The sequence below is a fragment of the Pseudomonas oligotrophica genome (assembly GCF_021726475.1).
GTDB lineage: Bacteria > Pseudomonadota > Gammaproteobacteria > Pseudomonadales > Pseudomonadaceae > Stutzerimonas > Stutzerimonas oligotrophica.
This window is the reverse complement of the sequence record NZ_JAKJRU010000002.1, coordinates 317568-334510: the sequence shown is the minus strand read 5'-3', so window position 1 is coordinate 334510 and position 16943 is coordinate 317568. Positions and strand designations below refer to the sequence as shown.

The 16943-nt window shown below is 68.4% G+C and carries 13 protein-coding genes; 3 read left to right on the top strand and 10 right to left on the bottom strand.

Annotated elements, in window-relative coordinates; translation table 11 throughout:
* Nucleotides 1-57: 57 nt before the first annotated feature.
* The 7 genes from gabD to L3N39_RS05435 all read right to left on the bottom strand — a co-directional run bounded on the left by gabD (nt 58) and on the right by L3N39_RS05435 (nt 9126).
* A complete protein-coding gene (gene gabD / locus L3N39_RS05465) occupies nt 58-1524 on the bottom strand; it encodes an NADP-dependent succinate-semialdehyde dehydrogenase (RefSeq protein WP_431978001.1) in 1467 nt (488 codons plus the stop codon).
* Between the two features lie 12 nt (nt 1525-1536).
* A complete protein-coding gene (locus tag L3N39_RS05460; protein WP_011911951.1) occupies nt 1537-2364 on the bottom strand; it encodes an ABC transporter permease in 828 nt (275 codons plus the stop codon).
* 63 nt (nt 2365-2427) lie between these two features.
* Complete coding sequence (locus L3N39_RS05455; protein ID WP_237256271.1) at nt 2428-3681, bottom strand: ABC transporter permease; 1254 nt, start codon at nt 3679-3681, stop codon at nt 2428-2430.
* A 63-nt stretch (nt 3682-3744) separates the two neighbouring features.
* Complete coding sequence (locus tag L3N39_RS05450) at nt 3745-4776, bottom strand: ABC transporter substrate-binding protein (protein WP_237256270.1); 1032 nt, start codon at nt 4774-4776, stop codon at nt 3745-3747.
* A gap of 48 nt (nt 4777-4824) precedes the next feature.
* On the bottom strand, nt 4825-5934 hold the full coding sequence (locus tag L3N39_RS05445) for an ABC transporter ATP-binding protein (protein WP_156245567.1): 1110 nt from the start codon (nt 5932-5934) through the stop codon (nt 4825-4827).
* A gap of 148 nt (nt 5935-6082) precedes the next feature.
* A complete protein-coding gene (locus L3N39_RS05440; protein WP_008568256.1) occupies nt 6083-6712 on the bottom strand; it encodes a response regulator in 630 nt (209 codons plus the stop codon).
* The gene (locus tag L3N39_RS05435; protein ID WP_237256269.1) at nt 6709-9126 is read right to left on the bottom strand and encodes a PAS domain-containing sensor histidine kinase; all 2418 of its coding nucleotides are present in this window, start codon (nt 9124-9126) and stop codon (nt 6709-6711) included. Before L3N39_RS05435 ends, L3N39_RS05440 begins: the two co-directional genes overlap by 4 nt.
* 98 nt (nt 9127-9224) lie before the next feature.
* Between L3N39_RS05435 and L3N39_RS05430 the strand changes: the two genes are divergently transcribed.
* Complete coding sequence (locus L3N39_RS05430; RefSeq protein ID WP_237256268.1) at nt 9225-10241, top strand: DUF3530 family protein; 1017 nt, start codon at nt 9225-9227, stop codon at nt 10239-10241.
* A gap of 4 nt (nt 10242-10245) precedes the next feature.
* On the opposite strand, the gene L3N39_RS05425 is transcribed toward L3N39_RS05430, so the two are convergent.
* Genes L3N39_RS05425 through L3N39_RS05415 form a run of 3 tightly spaced genes read right to left on the bottom strand, consistent with a single transcriptional unit; the run spans nt 10246 to nt 12694 of the window.
* Entirely contained in the window at nt 10246-11016 is a 771-nt protein-coding gene (locus L3N39_RS05425; RefSeq protein WP_237256267.1) for a DnaJ domain-containing protein, read from the bottom strand.
* The gene (gene murU, locus L3N39_RS05420; protein ID WP_237256266.1) at nt 11013-11681 is read right to left on the bottom strand and encodes an N-acetylmuramate alpha-1-phosphate uridylyltransferase MurU; all 669 of its coding nucleotides are present in this window, start codon (nt 11679-11681) and stop codon (nt 11013-11015) included. Before murU ends, L3N39_RS05425 begins: the two co-directional genes overlap by 4 nt.
* On the bottom strand, nt 11678-12694 hold the full coding sequence (locus L3N39_RS05415; RefSeq protein ID WP_237256265.1) for an aminoglycoside phosphotransferase family protein: 1017 nt from the start codon (nt 12692-12694) through the stop codon (nt 11678-11680). Before L3N39_RS05415 ends, murU begins: the two co-directional genes overlap by 4 nt.
* A 127-nt stretch (nt 12695-12821) precedes the next feature.
* Here L3N39_RS05415 and L3N39_RS05410 point away from each other — a divergent pair, with 127 nt between their 5' ends.
* Both L3N39_RS05410 and L3N39_RS05405 read left to right on the top strand, forming a co-directional pair.
* Entirely contained in the window at nt 12822-15563 is a 2742-nt protein-coding gene (locus tag L3N39_RS05410) for an LPS-assembly protein LptD (protein WP_237256264.1), read from the top strand.
* Entirely contained in the window at nt 15544-16851 is a 1308-nt protein-coding gene (locus L3N39_RS05405; protein WP_237256263.1) for a peptidylprolyl isomerase, read from the top strand. Before L3N39_RS05410 ends, L3N39_RS05405 begins: the two co-directional genes overlap by 20 nt.
* The last annotated feature ends 92 nt before the right edge of the window (nt 16852-16943 follow it).

Genomic DNA, 16943 nt, shown 5'->3' with positions numbered 1-16943 from the left:
CGGATTACAGTAGAACTCCGTGCATTATTCTGCACGCTGGTTTTTTTCAGTCCCGGCTCAAATGCCGCCCAGGCACAGGTATTTGATTTCCACGTATTCCTCCAGGCCGTACTTCGAGCCTTCACGGCCGAGGCCGGAGGCCTTCATGCCACCGAACGGCGCCACCTCGGTGGAGATCACCCCGGTGTTGATGCCGACCATGCCGTACTCCAGCGCCTCGGCGACGCGGAACACGCGGCCCAGGTCGCGGGCGTAGAAATAGGCGGCGAGGCCGAACTCGGTGTCGTTGGCCTGGCGGATCACCTCGGCCTCGTCACTGAAACGGAACAGCGGTGCCAGCGGGCCGAAGGTTTCCTCGCGCGCCACGGCCATCTCGGCAGTGACGCCGCCCACCAGCGTCGGCTCGAAGAAGTTGCCACCCAAGGCATGGGGTTTGCCGCCGGCCAGCAAGGTGGCGCCCTTGGCGAGGGCGTCCTGCAGATGGCGCTGCACCTTGGCCACCGCCGCGGCGTCGATCAGCGGGCCGGTGGTCACGCCCTCCTCCGCTCCGTTGCCGACCTTCAGCCGCGCGACCGCCGCGGAGAACTTGTCGACGAAGGCGTCGTAGATGCCGTCCTGCACGTAGATGCGGTTGGCACAGACGCAGGTCTGCCCGGCGTTGCGGTACTTGGAGATCATCGCGCCCTCGACCGCCGCGTCCAGGTCGGCGTCGTCGAAGACGATAAAGGGTGCGTTGCCGCCCAGCTCCAGCGAGAGCTTCTTGAGCGTCGGCGCGCACTGCTGCATCAGCTTGATGCCCACCGCCGTCGAGCCGGTGAACGAGAGCTTGCGCACCACCGGGTTTTCACAGAGCTCGGCGCCCACTTCGCGGGACGTGGCGGCATCGGCGGTGATCACGCTGAACAGCCCCGCCGGGATGCCCGCACGCTCGGCCAGTGCGGCCAGCGCCAGTGCCGAGAACGGCGTCTGCGGTGCCGGCTTGAGCACCATGGCACAGCCGGCGGCCAACGCCGGGCCGGCCTTGCGGGTGATCATGGCACTGGGGAAATTCCACGGCGTGATCGCCGCGGTGACACCGACTGGCTCCTTCTGCACCAGGATGCGCTTGTCGCCGGCATGGGCCGGGATCACGTCGCCGTACAGGCGCTTGCCTTCCTCGGCGAACCATTCGAGGAAGGACGCGGCGTAGGCCACCTCACCCCGCGCCTCGGCCAGCGGCTTGCCCTGTTCGGCGGTCATGATCCGCGCCAGGTCTTCCTGATTCTCCAGCATCAGTTCGTACCAGCGCCGCAGGCGCGCGGCACGCTCCTTCGCAGTCAGCGCGCGCCAGGCCGGCTGGGCCGCCTGCGCGGCTTCGATGGCCCGACGGGTTTCGCCACGGCCCATGTTCGGCACGGCGCCGATCAGCTCGCCGGTGGCCGGGTTGAAGATCTCGGTGCGCGCGCCACTATCGGCCTCGCACCATTCACCGTTGAGATAGGCGGTTTGGCGCAACAGCTCGGGTTGCCCAAGTTGCAGAGTCATGTGCGTATTCCGTCAGGCAGGTTGTTGGGTGCGCAGCTTCTCGGCGCGGCCGCGCAGCCACTCCAGGGTCAGCAGCAGAGCGATGGAGAAGCCGATCAGCAGCGTCGCCGCGGCGGCGATGGTCGGGCTGAGGTTCTCGCGGATGCCGCTGAACATCTGCCGTGGCAGGGTGATTTGCTCGGGGCCGGCGAGGAACAGCGTCACCACCACTTCATCGAACGAGGTGGCGAAGGCGAACAGCGCGCCGGAAATCACCCCCGGTGCGATCAGCGGCAGGGTCACCCGGAAGAACGCGGTCAGCGGCGAGGCGCCAAGGCTGGCCGCGGCGCGCACCAGGTTGTAGTTGAAGCCCTGCAGCGTCGCCGACACCGTGATGATCACGAAGGGCACGCCGAGCACCGCGTGCACCAGGATCAGCGACAGGTAGCTGTTGCCCATGCCCAGCGGGGCGAAGAACAGGTAGCTGGCGACACCGATGATCACCACCGGCACCACCATCGGCGAGATCAGCACCGTCATCAGCAGCGCCTTGCCGCGGAACTCCGCGCGGGTCAGGCCGACCGCCGCCAGGGTGCCAAGGACCACGGCGAGCAAGGTCGCGGCTGGCGCGATGAGCAGGCTGTTCTTCAGCGAGCGCATCCAGTCCGCCGAGGTGAACAGCGCCTCGTACCAGCGCAGCGAGAACCCCTGCAGCGGATAGACCAGGAACGAGCCGGAGTTGAACGACAGCGGCACGATGACCAGCACCGGCACTATCAGAAACAGCAGCACCAGCGCGCAGAGGATGCGCAGCGCGTAGTACCAGGCCCGTTCGACGGGCGACATGTAGGGGCTCAGCATGAAAGGTTCTCCTGCCCGGCATGAAGACTCTGAAAAGGCGGCCGCGCCGCGACGTGGCTCATCTCAGCCCAGCCGCAGGCGGCTGGCACCGACCAGCCAGCTGTAGATGACGTACAGCAGCATGGTGGCGAGCAGCAGCAGGCCGCCCAGCGCCGTGGCCATGCCCCAGTTGATGGTGGTGTTGGTGTAGAAGGCGACGAAGTAGCTGACCATCTGGTCGTTCGGGCTGCCGAGCAGCGCCGGGGTGATGTAGTAGCCGATGGCGATGATGAACACCAGCAGGCTGCCGGCACCGACCCCGGCCAGCGTCTGCGGGAAGTACACCCGCCAGAAGCTGGCGAACGGGTGACAGCCCAGCGAGACCGCCGCGCGCATGTAGCTCGGCGAGATGTTCTTCATCACGCTGTAGATCGGCAGGATCATGAACGGCAGCAGGATGTGCACCATGGCGATGTACACGCCGGTGCGGTTGAACACCAGCTGCAGCGGCTCGTCGATCAGGCCCATCTTCAGCAGCGCGCCGTTGATCAGCCCGCCGGACTGCAGCAGCACGATCCACGCCGCCACACGCACCAGGATCGAGGTCCAGAACGGCAGCAGCACCAGGATCATCAGCAGGTTGCTCTGCCGCGCCGGTAGGTTGGCCAAGAGATAGGCCAGCGGATAGGCCAGCAGCAGGCAGATCACCGTGATCACCAGGCCCATCCAGAACGTGCGGGCGAAGATGTCCAGGTACACCGCCTGATCCGGCGAGACCTTGGCCAGCTCGCCCAGCTCGTCGATGCGATGATCCAGCGCCGCCAGCAGGTAGTAACCGGTCACCGCGCTGTCGTTACGCTGGATGATCTGCCAGAACGCCGGATCGCCCCAGCGCTCGTCGAGCGACTCCAGCGCCTCCTGATACGACGCGGGCGTCTCGCGGAACGGCAGCGCCCGCGCGGTCTTGGTCAGCAGGCTGCGGTAGCCGGCCAGCTCCATGTTCAGCCGCTTGGACAAGTCGCCCAGGCTCTGCTCGCGGCGCGCCTGATACAAATCCTCGGCCAACGCCTGATACGCGGGTTCCGCCGGCAGTCCGCGACCGTCCCACTCGGCCAGCGTCGCCACGGTGCGCGGCAGGGCGTTGACCACCTCGGGGTTCTCCACGCTGCGCCAGAGCAGCGAGGCAATCGGCACCAGGAAGGTCAGCAGCACGAACAGCAGCAGCGGCACGATCAGCGCCTGCGACTTGAGCTTGTTCACCCGCTCGGCACGCGCCAGGCGCTGCTTCAGATTGGGCTCGGCGATCTCGCTCGCCGGCAGGGAAATTGCTGTGGCCATGAAGACTCCGCGATTCGTTGCGATAGCTGGGACCGGCCCCGCCATTGCGGCGGGGCTCCAGGGTCAGCGTGCTGCCCAGGCGTTGAAACGCTGCTCGAGCTGTTCGCCGTAGTCGGCCCAGAAGGTCACGTCCATCGCCACCTGGTCGGCGATGTTCTCCGGCGCGGTGGGCATCTGTGCCAGGCGCTTTTCATCCAGCAGCGAAACCGCCTGGGTGTTCGCCGGGCCGTAGGCGATGTTCTCGGCATAGGCCTTCTGCTGCGGCGGCTCGACGCTGAAGGCGATGAACTTGCGCGCCTGCTCCTGGCTCTTCGCGCCCTTGGGGATGGCCCAAGAGTCGAAGTCATAGATGCCGCCGTTCCAGACGATCTGCAGGTTGCTCTCGTTCTGCACGGCAGCGATGCGACCGTTGTAGGCGCTGCTCATCACCACGTCGCCGGAGGCGAGGAACTGCGGCGGCTGCGCGCCGGCCTCCCACCACTGGATGTGCGGCTTGAGCTGATCGAGCTTTCTGAAGGCGCGGTTCTGGCCGTCCTTGGTGGCCAGCACCTTGTAGACGTCCTTGACCGGCACGCCGTCGGCCATCAGCGCGAATTCGAGGGTGTATTTGGCACCCTTGCGCAGGCCGCGCTTGCCGGGGAATTTCTCGGTATCCCAGAAATCCGCCCAGCTGGCCGGCGCGCTTTTCAGCTTGTCGGCGTTGTAAGCCAGCACCGTCGACCAGACGAAGAAACCGACGCCGCAGGGCTGGATCGCGCCTTCGACGAAATCGTCCGGATTGCCGACGATGCCCGGATCGAGTTCCTCGAACAGCCCTTCGTCGCAGCCACGGGACAGTTCCGGCGATTCCACCTCCACCAAGTTCCACGACACGCTGTTGGTGTCGACCATTGCCTTGACCTTGGCCATTTCGCCGTTGTACTCGCCGGCGATGATGCGACCGTGACCGGCGGCTTCCCACGGCTCGTAGAAGGCCTTGACCTGGGCCTGCTTGTTGGCGCCACCAAAGCTCACCGCGGTGAGGTTCTCGGCAGCGGCGTGCCCGGCACAGACGAGTCCGAGCGCCAGCGCGGACAGTTTCAGGTAGTTGCTCATACCAGTTCGCTCCTTGATGCAGTTGTGTGGATTTTTCCAGGCATCGCCTCAGGCCGCCTGCAGCGGGTCGAGCGCACGAACGTGCTCGACATGCCAGCCGATCGGGACCACGTCGCCGACCCGCAGGGCGCTGTCGAACTCGGCGATCGGCTGCTTGACGAAGAAATCGCTGACTCCGCATACCTCGAGACGGATGCGGATGTGGTCGCCGAGGTAGATGAACTCGGCAACGCGCCCGGTGAAGCGGTTCGGGCAGTTGGCACTGGCGCCGTTGAGCAGCACCCGCTCCGGGCGGATCGACAGGCTGACCGGCTCCCCCGTCGCACCGACATTGACGGCCAGCGCCTCGACGGTTTCGCCGCGCCCGAGCTTGACCGTGCAACTATCGCCACGGCGGTCGAGCAGATGCGCCGGCAGGCGGTTGTTCTCGCCTAGGAAGTTGGCGACGAAGGTGTTGACCGGCTTTTCGTACAGGGTGCGCGGGTCTTCGATCTGCTGGATCTGGCCCTGATGGAACACCGCCACCCGGTCGGACATGGTCAGCGCCTCGCCCTGATCGTGGGTGACGTACACCACGGTGACGCCGAGGCGTTCGTGCAGGTGCTTGATCTCCATCTGCATCTGCTCGCGCAACTGCTTGTCCAGTGCGCCCAGCGGCTCGTCCATCAGCACCAGCTGCGGCTCGAACACCAGCGCTCGGGCCAGCGCCACGCGCTGCTGCTGACCGCCGGAAAGCTGCGCCGGATAGCGGTTGCGAAAACCCTCCAGCTGCACCATCGCCAGGGCGCGCCTGACCCGTTCCTTGATGTCCGGCTTGGCCATGCCGCGTACGCTGAGCGGAAACGCCAGGTTTTCCGACACGGTCATGTGCGGGAACAGCGCGTAGTTTTGGAACACCATGCCCATGTCGCGCTTGTGCGGTGGCACGTTGTTGATCGCCCTCCCATCGAGAAGGATTTCTCCGGCCGTGGGCGTTTCGAAGCCGGCCAGCATCATCAGGCTGGTGGTTTTGCCCGAGCCGGACGGCCCGAGCAGGGTGAGGAATTCGCCGCGGCGGATGTCCAGATTCAGATCCCTGACGATCAGCGACTCACCGTCATAGCTCTTCTGAATGCCGCGAAAGCTCACCAGGATATCGTTCGCCGTTGACTCGACCATGCTGCTGCACCTGCGTAACCGTTGAACCGTGGCCACAGCGTAGAAGCGCAACGGCGGCGGAAAAATCGGTACAGCGGAGCGATTGGCCTAGGCGTGAGGGAGAGTCGTGTGTAGGGAACGCCCTACACGTCGGGTCGGTGGCTGGCGCTCAGACCAGCTTGTGCTCCATGGCGTAGCGCACCAGATCGGCCACCGAGTGCGCTGCCAGCTTCTGCATCAGGCGGGCCTTGTGGGTACTGATGGTCTTGCTGCTCAGCGCCAGCTTGCCGGCGATGTCGTTCACCGAATCGCCCTGCACCAGCCGTTCGAACACCGAGTATTCGCGTTCGGAGAGCAGCGCATGGGGCGGCCGCGAGTCGGTCAGGCCAACCTCGAAGACCATGCGGTCGGCCAGCGCCGGGTCGATGTAGCGGCCGCCTCCGGCCACCTTGCGCAGGGCGGTGAGCAGCAGCGCCGGCTCGCTGTCCTTGGTCGCGTAGCCGGCAGCGCCGATCTTCAATGCCCGCGCCGCCATTTGCGCTTCGTCGTGCATCGACAGCACCAGCACCGCTGGCGGCTGGCTCAGCGCGCGAATCCGTGGAATCGCCTCGAGCCCGTTGACGCCGGGCATGGAGATGTCCAGCAGCACCACATCGCAACTGATCTGGCGCAACTGGTCGAGCAGCTGCTGGCCATTGGCGGCCTCGCCGACCACCTGCATGTCACGCGCCATGCCGATCAGCTGCTTGATGCCCTCGCGGACGATGGTGTGATCCTCGGCGACCATGACCCTGATCATGACGGCAATGCTCCAGTGCTTGCGGCTGATGGAAGCGGCACCGGGTCCAGTGGAACCCGAGCCGTGACGGTGGTGCCCTCGCCGGGCTGGCTGTCGATTATCAGTTGCCCGCCGAGCGTCTGCACCCGCTCGCGCATGCCGACCAGGCCGAACGAACTGCCCGCGCCGCGCGCCGCCACCGCGAAGCCGCAGCCGTCGTCGCTGACGCGCAGGCAGAGCTGGTCGCCCTCGACCAGCAGTTGCACGCTGACGGTCTGTGCGCGGGCATGGCGCATCACGTTGGTCAACGACTCCTGGAGGATGCGGAACAGGCCGATGGCCTTGGCGTTGCCCAGCGCGGGCGGGCACTCGGGCACCTCGACCAGGCAAGCCACGCCGCTGCGTTCCTCGAAGCGCCGCGCCTGCCATTCCACGGCCGAGGCAATGCCGGCATCGAGGATCGGCGGGCGCAGCGCGGTGGCGACATCGCGCACCCGCTGGAACAGCTGGGCGATCAGCCGCTTCATGCTGTCCAGGCGTTGCGCCAGCGCCGGATCGAGCTCGGCGAAGCCCAGCTCGCACATCGAGGTCTCGAGCTTGAGTACGGTCAGCACCTGCCCCAGCTCGTCGTGTACCTCGCGGGCGATGTGCGCCTTCTCCTCCTCGCGCACCGTCTCCAGGTGCGCGGCCAGTTCGCGCAGCTGCACGCGCGAGGCATCCAGCTCCAGCTCGATGCGCTTGTTGTCGGTGATGTCCCAGACGATGCCGTCCCACACCTGGCGGCCATCCGGCTGGCCGCGCACCGAGGCGCGGATATCGGCCCAGCGCACCTCGCCGTCGCGATTGAGAATGCGCCCCTGCCAGCGCCAGTCCTGGCTTTTCTCCAGCGCCAGCTGCTGGCTGGCCCAGTAGCCGGCCTCGTCATCGGCATGCACCAGGCTGCGGATGCCCTGCCCCGGCTGCAACAGGCGCTCGGCGGAATAGCCCACCAGGCGCTGGCTGGCTTCGCTGATATAGGCAACCCGTACCGGCGCCTGCGGCGCCTCGCGCTCCAGGCGGAACACCAGCCCCGGCACGTTGCCGGCCATGGCCTTGAGCCGCGCCTCGCTCTCCTGCAGCTGCGCGCTGGCGCGGCGGCGCTCGGTGATGTCGGCGAGGAACACCACCAGGTATTCGCGGCTGCCGAAGCGCAGGAAACTGTAGGTGACCGCCGCCGGAAAGCGCTGGCCGTCGGCGCGCTGCCACTCGCATTCGTGCACCTGGCGGTCGTCCTCGCCGCCGCGCGCGGCACGCCAGCGCGCCAGCCAGGCGTCCATGCCGAGCGCCGGGTCGAAGGTTTCCAGAGGCTGGTCGAGCAAGCCGCCGGAGGCATGCCCGAGCAGCGCCTCGGCGGCCTGGTTGGCGTAGCGCACGCGGCTGTCCCAGTTGAGCCAGAGGATGCCCACCGTGCTGTGGTCGAGGCAGAACTGGGTGAGCCGCTGCGCCTCCTCGGCCGCCTCGCGCAGCTCGATGTCGCGCCGCGCACTCTTCAGCCGGCTCTCCAGCAGGCCCAACTGGCGCCGCTGCCAGGCCAGCATCAGCAGGCAGGCCAGCAACAGCACGCCAAGCAACAGCGCCAGGCTGCGCCAGTAGCCCACCTCGCGACCGAGGTCGGTGCTGCGAGGCTTGAGCCATTGGTCCTGCAGCTGGCCGAATTCGCGCGCCGGAAATTGCCGCAGCGCCGTATCGAGTACGCCAGCGAGTTCGGGGCTGTCGCGCCGCGAGGCGATGCGCAGCAGCTGCGGGTTGCCCAGGTCACCGACCACCGCCAGCGAGTCGTATTCCACCTGCTGCGACAGGCGCGCGAACAGCGGTTCGTCGACGACCGCGTAGCTGGCCTTGCCCTCGAGCACCTGGCGCAGGGCCGCAGCCTGGCTCGTCGCGGTGAGCACGGTGATGTTCGGATAGTTGCTGGCGAGAAACTCGCCGACCGGCCCCGGCCCTGCGGCGGCGAGCAGCTCGCTGGGATGCAGGTACTCCAGGTCGACCGCGCGCGGCCCACCGCGATCGCCGACGATCAGCCGCGGGATGCGCAGGAACGGGTCGCTGTAGCGCCACAGGCGCAGTCCGGCCGGGGTCTGGCGCAGGCCCGGCGCGAGATCGATCTCGCCATTGCGCGCCGCCGCCTCCAGCGCCGCCTCGTCGTCGAAGCGCCGCCACTGCAGGCGTACGCCGAGGTCGGCGGCAAGCGCTTCCAGCAGTTGCACGTGGAAGCCGGACAGGCGCCGCTGGCGCTGGTCGTACTCGGCATAGGGCGCACCCATCACCACGCCCACCCGCCACTCGGGATGCTGCGCCAGCCAGGCACGGCTGCCGTCGTCCAGCGACACGGCGCCGGCGGCGAACGGCATGGCCAGGCTGAACAGGAGGAAGAGGCGCAGGGGCAAAGCGAACATAGATTCACGCGATTGGTGGGCGTGCCGACACGCTGTTTTAATGCATAACCCTTGCCGGTGCCAGCGTGGGGCCGGCGCCGATTACCGGAGACCGCCCAATGCGCCGCCTGCCCGCCTTCGCGCTGTTGCTCAATGCCGCGCTAGCCACTGGCCTGCCGCCGCTCGTCCTCGCGCAGGAGGAACCGGCCGCCGAGCCGGCGCCTGCCGAGCAACCGGCGCCGGCCGAGCGCGTGGCGCCGCAGTCCCGCGAAGAAGCCCTGGCGGCCGGCCTGCAACGCCAGCTCGACGCCGCGGCGCAGTTGCAGCTGGGCGGCGACGAGCGCTTCCTCGCGCTCTGGCAGCCAGCCAGCAGCGCCCGTCCGCGCGGCGTGGTGATCATCGTCCCGGGCGAGGGCGAGACCGCCGACTGGCCGCGGGTGGTCGCCCCGCTGCGCCACGGCCTGGCCGAGCAGGGCTGGCACACCCTCAGCCTGACGCCGGCCGATCCCGTCTGGAGCCCCGGGCCGCGCCTTGCGCCGCAACAGCCGCCGGCCACCGCCGACACGCCAAGCGAAAACACCACGACCGCCGCCGAGCCAGCCTCGGCAGACCCTGTTGCGGCCGGCCACCTGCCCGAGCAGACCGCCGCGGCGGAACAGGACGAGCCTGCCGAAGCGGTGCCGGAGGCCGATCAGCAACCCACGCAACCGGGCCAGGCCGAGCGCATGCAGGCACGGCTGGCGGCGGCGGTCGAGCACGCACGCGGCCTGCAGGCGCCGGCGCTGGTGCTGCTCGGCCATGGCACGGGGGCCTACTGGGCTGCCCGCTACCTGGCGCAAAGCCCGTCGAAGGAAGTCGGCCAACTGGTCCTGGTCGATCCGCGCCTGCCCGCCGATGCCGAACAGCCCATCGAGCGCGACCTGGCGCAGCTGGCGGTCGGCATCGGCGACTTTCAGACCGGCAGTCGCCCGGCAGCCCTGCGCCAGGCGGCGCAGCGCCGCGATGCCATGCGTCGCGCCGGCCACCAGGACTATCGACAGGTGGCCCTGGCGAACCTGCAGGGCGATCGCTACGCCGACCAGCAGCAGCTGGTGCGCCGGGTACGCGGCTGGCTCGAGCGCGAGACCCCGCGCTGAGCCCTCAGCGGAAACCGCGGCGCTGGCGCACCAGCGCGTAGGCCGCATGCAGCTCGCGGGTGCGTTCGGTCGCCTCGCGTACCGCCGAAGGGCTGGCGCCGGCGCCGGCGAGCTTGTCCGGATGATGGCGGCTGAGCAGGCGCCGATAGGCGCGCTTGATCGCCTCGGGCTCGGCATCGGCGCGCACACCGAGCAGCCGCAGGGCCTGCTCGTAGGCTCCACCGCGGCTGGCCGGCGCCTCGCCGGCGGCGCGCGGCGCGACGTCCAGCGCCGCGACTTCGCCCGGCGCCCAGCCCATCCACTTGCCCCAGAGCAGGATCAGCTCGTGCTGGCGCTGGCCGATGCTTCCCGTGGCACGCGCCATGCGCCAGCAGGCCTGTAGCAACCGGCGCGCCTCGTCACGCCGGCCGCGCAGGCGGCCGAGCGGCGTGCGCAGGCCGATGCCGTCGCGCTTGCCGCGATAGAAGGCCTCGATCGCCGCGCGCTGCGCATCGCTGCCAAGAGCCAGGCGCTGCATCTCGCCGCGGGCCACGCGGATATGCGCCTCGCTGACCCGGCCACCGCTCTTGGCCAGGCGGCCGAGCAGGAAGAACAGCAGGTCATGCCCGCGCAGCAGCGGCCGGCCCCGCAGCAGCGCCAGCACGCTGGGCCAGCCGTCCAGGCCGAGCCGCCGGTCCGCCACCTGGCCGAGCAGCCCGCCGAGCAGGGCGCCGGGAATGCTGGCCAGCCACCCGCCGAGCAGGATGCCGACCAGCGTCAGCGGCCAGAACCTCAACGCCGCGCCTCCACCAGGCGCTCGACCTGGGCCAGGCGCTCGTGGGTGCCGACGTCGACCCAGGGCCCGGCGAAGCGCTCGCCGCTGACCTGCCCCTGCGCCATGGCCTCGCGCAGCAGCGGCGCCAGGCGGAAGGCACCGGGCCGCTGGCCGGCGAACAGCGCCGGATGCAGCACCGCCATGCCGCTGTAGGTCAGCGGCTGGCCCTCGCCGGTCGCGCTGACCCGCTCGCCGCAGAGGATGAAATCGCCCGCCGGGTTGTGCTCGGGGTTGTCCACCAACACCAGGTGCGCGAGCCCGGCCAGCGGCCGGCGCAGGCGCGCGAAGTCGTACTCGGTCCAAATGTCGCCGTTGACCACCAGGAACGGCGCCTCGCCCAGCAGCGGCAGCGCGCGCAGGATGCCGCCGCCGGTTTCCAGCGGCTCGCCCTCGGCCGAATAGCGGATCCGCACACCGAAGCGCGCACCGTCCTGCAGATAGGCCTCGATCTGCTCGCCGAGCCAGGCGTGGTTGATCACCAGCTCGTCGAAGCCGGCCGCGGCCAGGGCACGGATGTGGTACTCGATCAGCGGCACGCCACCAGCGCGCACCAGCGGCTTGGGCGTGTGCAGGGTCAGTGGCCGCAGACGCTCGCCCTTGCCGGCGGCGAGGATCATCGCCTTCATGCGCGGACCTCGGGCAGGCTGTCGAGCAGTTCGCCCAGTTCGGCCAGCTCCGGCCGGCGCGCCAGCACCTCGCGGAGGTAGGCGAAGAAGCGCGGCACGTCGGCCAGGTAGCGCGGCTTGCCGTCGCGATGGCAGATGCGCGCGAAGATGCCGATCACCTTCAGGTGGCGCTGCACGCCCATCAGGTCGCTGTCGCGCTGGAATCCGGCGAAGGTCCCGGGCAGCGCGATGCCAGCCGCGCGCGCCTGGTGCCAGTAGCCCTCCAGCCAGGCATCGACCCGTGCCTGCGGCCAGCTGAGGAAGGCGTCCTTGAACAGCGAGGTGATGTCGTAGCTGACCGGGCCGAGCACCGCGTCCTGGAAGTCCAGCACGCCGGGGTTGGGCTCGCTCAGCATCAGGTTGCGCGGCATGTAGTCGCGATGCACCAGCACCCGCGGCTGGGCCAGCGCCGAATCGATCAGCAGCCGGCAGATCCGCTCCCAGCGGGCCTGCTGCGCGGCGTCGAAGGCCTGGCCGAGGTGCCGGCGAACGTACCACTCGGGGAACAGCTCGAGCTCGCGCCGCAGCAGGGCCTCGTCGTACAGCGGCAGCGGCTGCTCGACGGGGCGCCGCTGGAAAGCGATCAGCGCCGCGACGGCGTCGGCGAACAGGCGGTCGGCGTTGGCCTCGTCAATGACGTCCAGGTAGGTGTTGCGGCCCAGGTCGTCCAGCAGCAGGTAGCCCTGCTCGAGATCGGCGACCAGCACCTCGGGGACGTGGATGCCGGCGGCCGCCAGGATGGCCGCGACCTTGACGAACGGCCGGCAGTCTTCCTGGGGCGGCGGCGCGTCCATCACGATCAGGCTGCGGCCGCCGCCCTCCCAGCGGAAATAACGGCGAAAACTGGCGTCGCTGCTGGCCGGACTCAGCTGGCCGGCGGGCACTTCGCCCCAGCCGCGAGCATGGAAAACAACGGGCAACTGCAGCGCCAGCCAGGCGTGCAAGCCCGACAGGCGTGGGTCTTGATGGGGCATCCAGGGGTCTCCGCGGCGCTAGCCGATGGGCAGGTCATGCTTTATTATCCAGCATCTTTTTCAGCCCATCGAGAGGCCTGCGGTCTGCCGGCCGATGGCTCGCCGCAAGCACGGACCAAAGAACAAGATGGCAGTCAGATATCCCGCGTTTCGTAGAAAGTTTCCCCTCCTGGTCACCGGTAGCCTGCTTGCCCTGCAACCCGTTGCCGTTCCTTTCGTCAGTGCAGCCGAGCAGTTCGATTGCCAGCCAGGCGCGGGTGGCGGCTGGAGCTGCGCCAGCAGCGCACCGAGCCGCGTACTGCCGCCACGCCCGGCGGCGGCAACCGCCGGCGCCGGCGCCGGCGAACAGCAGGCCGAGCGCCCCGATACCAGCGCCAGGCTGGTCACCGAGAGCAAGGGCCGCGCACTGGCTTCGCGCAGCCAGGACTACAGCCACCTGGACTGGGTCCCGCGCGACCAGCTGACCCCGGCGCAGCTCGCCGAGACCGGCCCCTACTGCGCCGGCACCTATGTCGAGCCGAATCGCCCGGGCAAGTTCGACGACACGCCGATGAGCGAGGCGCCGACCTATGTATCGGCCAAGGCCACCCGCTACGAGCAGGAGCAGGAGATCGCCACCCTCGCCGGCGACGTGGTCCTGCGCCAGGGCAGCATCCAGGCCGAGGCCGACGAGGCGCGGCTGCATCAGCTGGAGAACCGCGGCGAACTGGTCGGCAACGTGCGCCTGCGCGACCGCGACGCGCTGATGGTCGGCGACCGCGCGGAAATCCTCCTCGACAACGGCGAGGCCAAGGTCGAGAACGCCGAGTACGTGGTGCATTCGGGCAAGGTGCGCGGCAGCGCGCTGTACGCCAAGCGCGAGGAAACCGCGATCATCCGCCTCAAGGACGGTACCTACACCCGTTGCGAGCCGGGCGAGAACACCTGGCACCTGCAGGGCAACAACGTCACCCTCAACCCGGCCACCGGCTTCGGCTCGGCGACCAACGTGACGCTGCGGGTCAAGGACGTGCCGGTGTTCTACACGCCGTACATCTACTTCCCGATCGACGATCGCCGCCAGTCCGGCTTCCTCACGCCGAGCATCGGCTCGTCCAGCGACACCGGGCTCTCGCTGCAGACGCCCTACTACTTCAACCTGGCGCCGAACTTCGACGCCACGCTGTACCCGCACTACATGTCCGACCGCGGGCTGCTGATGGAAGGCGAGTTCCGCTACCTGACCCGCAGCAGCGAAGGCCAGTTCGGCGCCGCCTACCTGGACGACAGCAACGACGATCGCAAGCTGCAGTCCGAGTACGAGGACCAGCGCTGGATGTATAGCTGGCAGCATCGCACCGGCCTGGACTCGCGCTGGCTCGCCGAGGTCGACTACACCGACATCAGCGACCCCTACTATTTCCAGGACCTGGACACCAACCTGGGCATCAGCCTGCCGGACCACCTGAACCAGCGCGGCACGCTCACCTACCGCGGCGACTCCTACACCGCGCGGCTCAACGCCCAGGCCTACGAGCGCGCCACCGTGGCCGACATCACGCCCTACGAGCGGCTGCCGCAGCTCACCCTCGACGGGCGCCTGCCGTTCCAGCCGGGCGGCCTGAACTTCGCCTACAAGACCGAGTTCGTCAGCTTCCAGCGCAGCCTGCGCGACGGCTTCTTCTACAACGAGGACGGCAATCCGGAGCAATGGTACGACGATCGCCTGCGTGGCCTGACCCGTGCCGAAGGCGAGCGCCTGCACCTGGAGCCGGGCGTCAGCCTGCCGTTGGAGTGGACCTGGGGCTTCCTCAAGCCATCGCTCAAGTACGCCTACACCCAGTACGACCTGGACCTCGACAGCCGCGGGCGTAGCCAGGTCGCCGACTTCCAGGATTCGCCCGACCGCAGCGTGCCGATCTTCAGCGTCGACAGCGGCCTGTACTTCGACCGCGACAGCCAGTGGTTCGGCAAGGACTACCGGCAGACCCTCGAGCCGCGCCTGTTCTACCTCTACGTTCCCGAGGAGGAGCAGGACGACATCCCGGTGTTCGATACTGGCGAGGCCAGCTTCAGCTATTCCTCGCTGTGGCGCGAGAACCGCTTCAGCGGCCGCGACCGCATCGGCGATGCCAACCAGCTGTCGCTGGGGGTGACCAACCGCTGGATCGAACCCAACGGCTTCGAGCGCCAGCGCTTCAGCATCGGCCAGATCTACTACTTCCGCGACCGCGAAGTGCAGCTGCCGGGCATGACCACCGCCGACCGCCCCGACGCCCAGAGCTCGGTATCGCCCTATGCGCTGGAATACCAGTATCGCTACAACCGCGACTGGCGCTTCACCTCCACCTTCAACTGGGACCCGGACCAGGGCCGCACCCGCTCCGGCAGCGCCATGTGGCACTACCAGCCGGAGGCCAACCCGAACAAGATCGTCAACCTCGGCTACCGCTATCGCAACGACACCATCCGCTTCGACCAGGCCACCGGTACCTGGAAGTACGGCGGCGACTACGGCACGCCAGGCAGCGCCGAGTACATCGAGGACTACTACAAGATCAACCAGCATGACTTCTCGTTCATCTGGCCGATCGTCCCGCAGTGGAGCGTCATCGGGCGCTGGCAACATGACTACAGCCGCAGCCGCACGCTGGAGGCCTTCGGCGGCTTCGAGTACGACAGCTGCTGCTGGAAGCTGCGCCTGATCAATCGCTACTGGGTCGACTACGACGAGACCAGCCTCAACCCGGACTTCAACGACGAGCCGGACAGCGGCATCTTCCTGCAGATCGTCCTCAAGGGCCTCGGCGGCGTTGTCGGCAACGCCACCGAAACCTTCCTCGAACAAGGCATCCAAGGCTACCGTGAACGTGAAGACCAAGCTTTCTGACCTCCTGCGCCCGCTCATGCTGGGCGCCTTGCTGCTCGGCAGCGCGACGCTCGTGACCCCGGCCACCGCCCAGGTGCAACCGCTGGACCGCGTGGTCGCCATCGTCGACAACGACGTGATCATGCAGAGCCAGCTGGAGCAGCGCATCGGCGAAGTGCGCCAGACCATCGACAAGCGTGGCGCCGAGATGCCGCCGGTCGAGGTGCTGCGCCAGCAGGTGCTCGAGCGCCTGATCAGCGAGAACCTGCAGCTGCAGATCGGCGAGCGCTCGGGCATCCGTATTTCCGACGAGGAACTGAACCAGGCGATGGCGACCATCGCCCAGCGCAACAACATGAGTCCCGCGCAGTTCCGCGAGGCGCTGGCACGCGACGGCCTGAGCCTGGAGACCGCGCGCGAGCAGATCCGCCGCGAGATGGTCATCAGCCGCGTGCGCCAGCGCCGGGTCGCCGAGCGCATCCAGGTCTCCGAACAGGAGGTGCGCAACTTCCTGGCCTCGGATCTGGGCAAGCTGCAGCTTTCCGAAGAGTACCGGCTGGCCAACATCCTCATCCCGATCCCCGAGGGCGCCGACCCGGCGACCATCCAGGCCGCCGAGCGCACCGCCCGCGATACCTATGAGCAGCTGCAGCAGGGCGCCGACTTCGCCCGCCTGGCCGTGGCCCGCTCGGCCAGCGAGAATGCCCTGGAAGGCGGCGACATGGGCTGGCGCAAGGCGGCCCAGCTGCCACCGCCGTTCGACAGCCAGGTCCGCGAACTGGCCGCCGGCGACTTCACCGAGCCGGTGCGCACCCCGCCGGGCTACATCATCCTCAAGATGCTGGAAAAGCGCGGTGGCGAGACCCAGGTCCGCGACGAAGTGCACGTGCGCCACATCCTCATCAAGCCCAGCGCCATCCGCAGCCAGGAGGAAGCCCAGCTGCTGGTGCGGCGCCTGCGCGAACGCATCCTGGCCGGCGAGGACTTCGCCGAGCTGGCGCGCAACTTCTCCGAAGACCCGGGCTCGGCGCTCAATGACGGCGACCTCAACTGGATCGACCCGGCCTCGCTGGTGCCCGAGTTCCGCGAGGTGATGAGCAACACCGCCAGTGGCCAGCTCTCGCAGCCGTTCCAGTCGCCCTACGGCTGGCATATCCTCGAAGTGCTGGGCCGCCGCGCCACCGACACCAGCGAGGAGTTCCGCGAGCAGCAGGCGCGCAACCTGCTGCGCAACCGTCGCTACGACGAGGAACTGCAGGCCTGGCTGCGGCAGATCCGCGACGAGGCCTACGTCGAGATCAAGCTCTAGATTGCACGCTGCAAGCCCAACAGGACGCGGGGTGATGGCCGGAAGGCCGCCACCCCGTTTTCATTTCCGGCAACCGGCCACCCCCCTTGCGA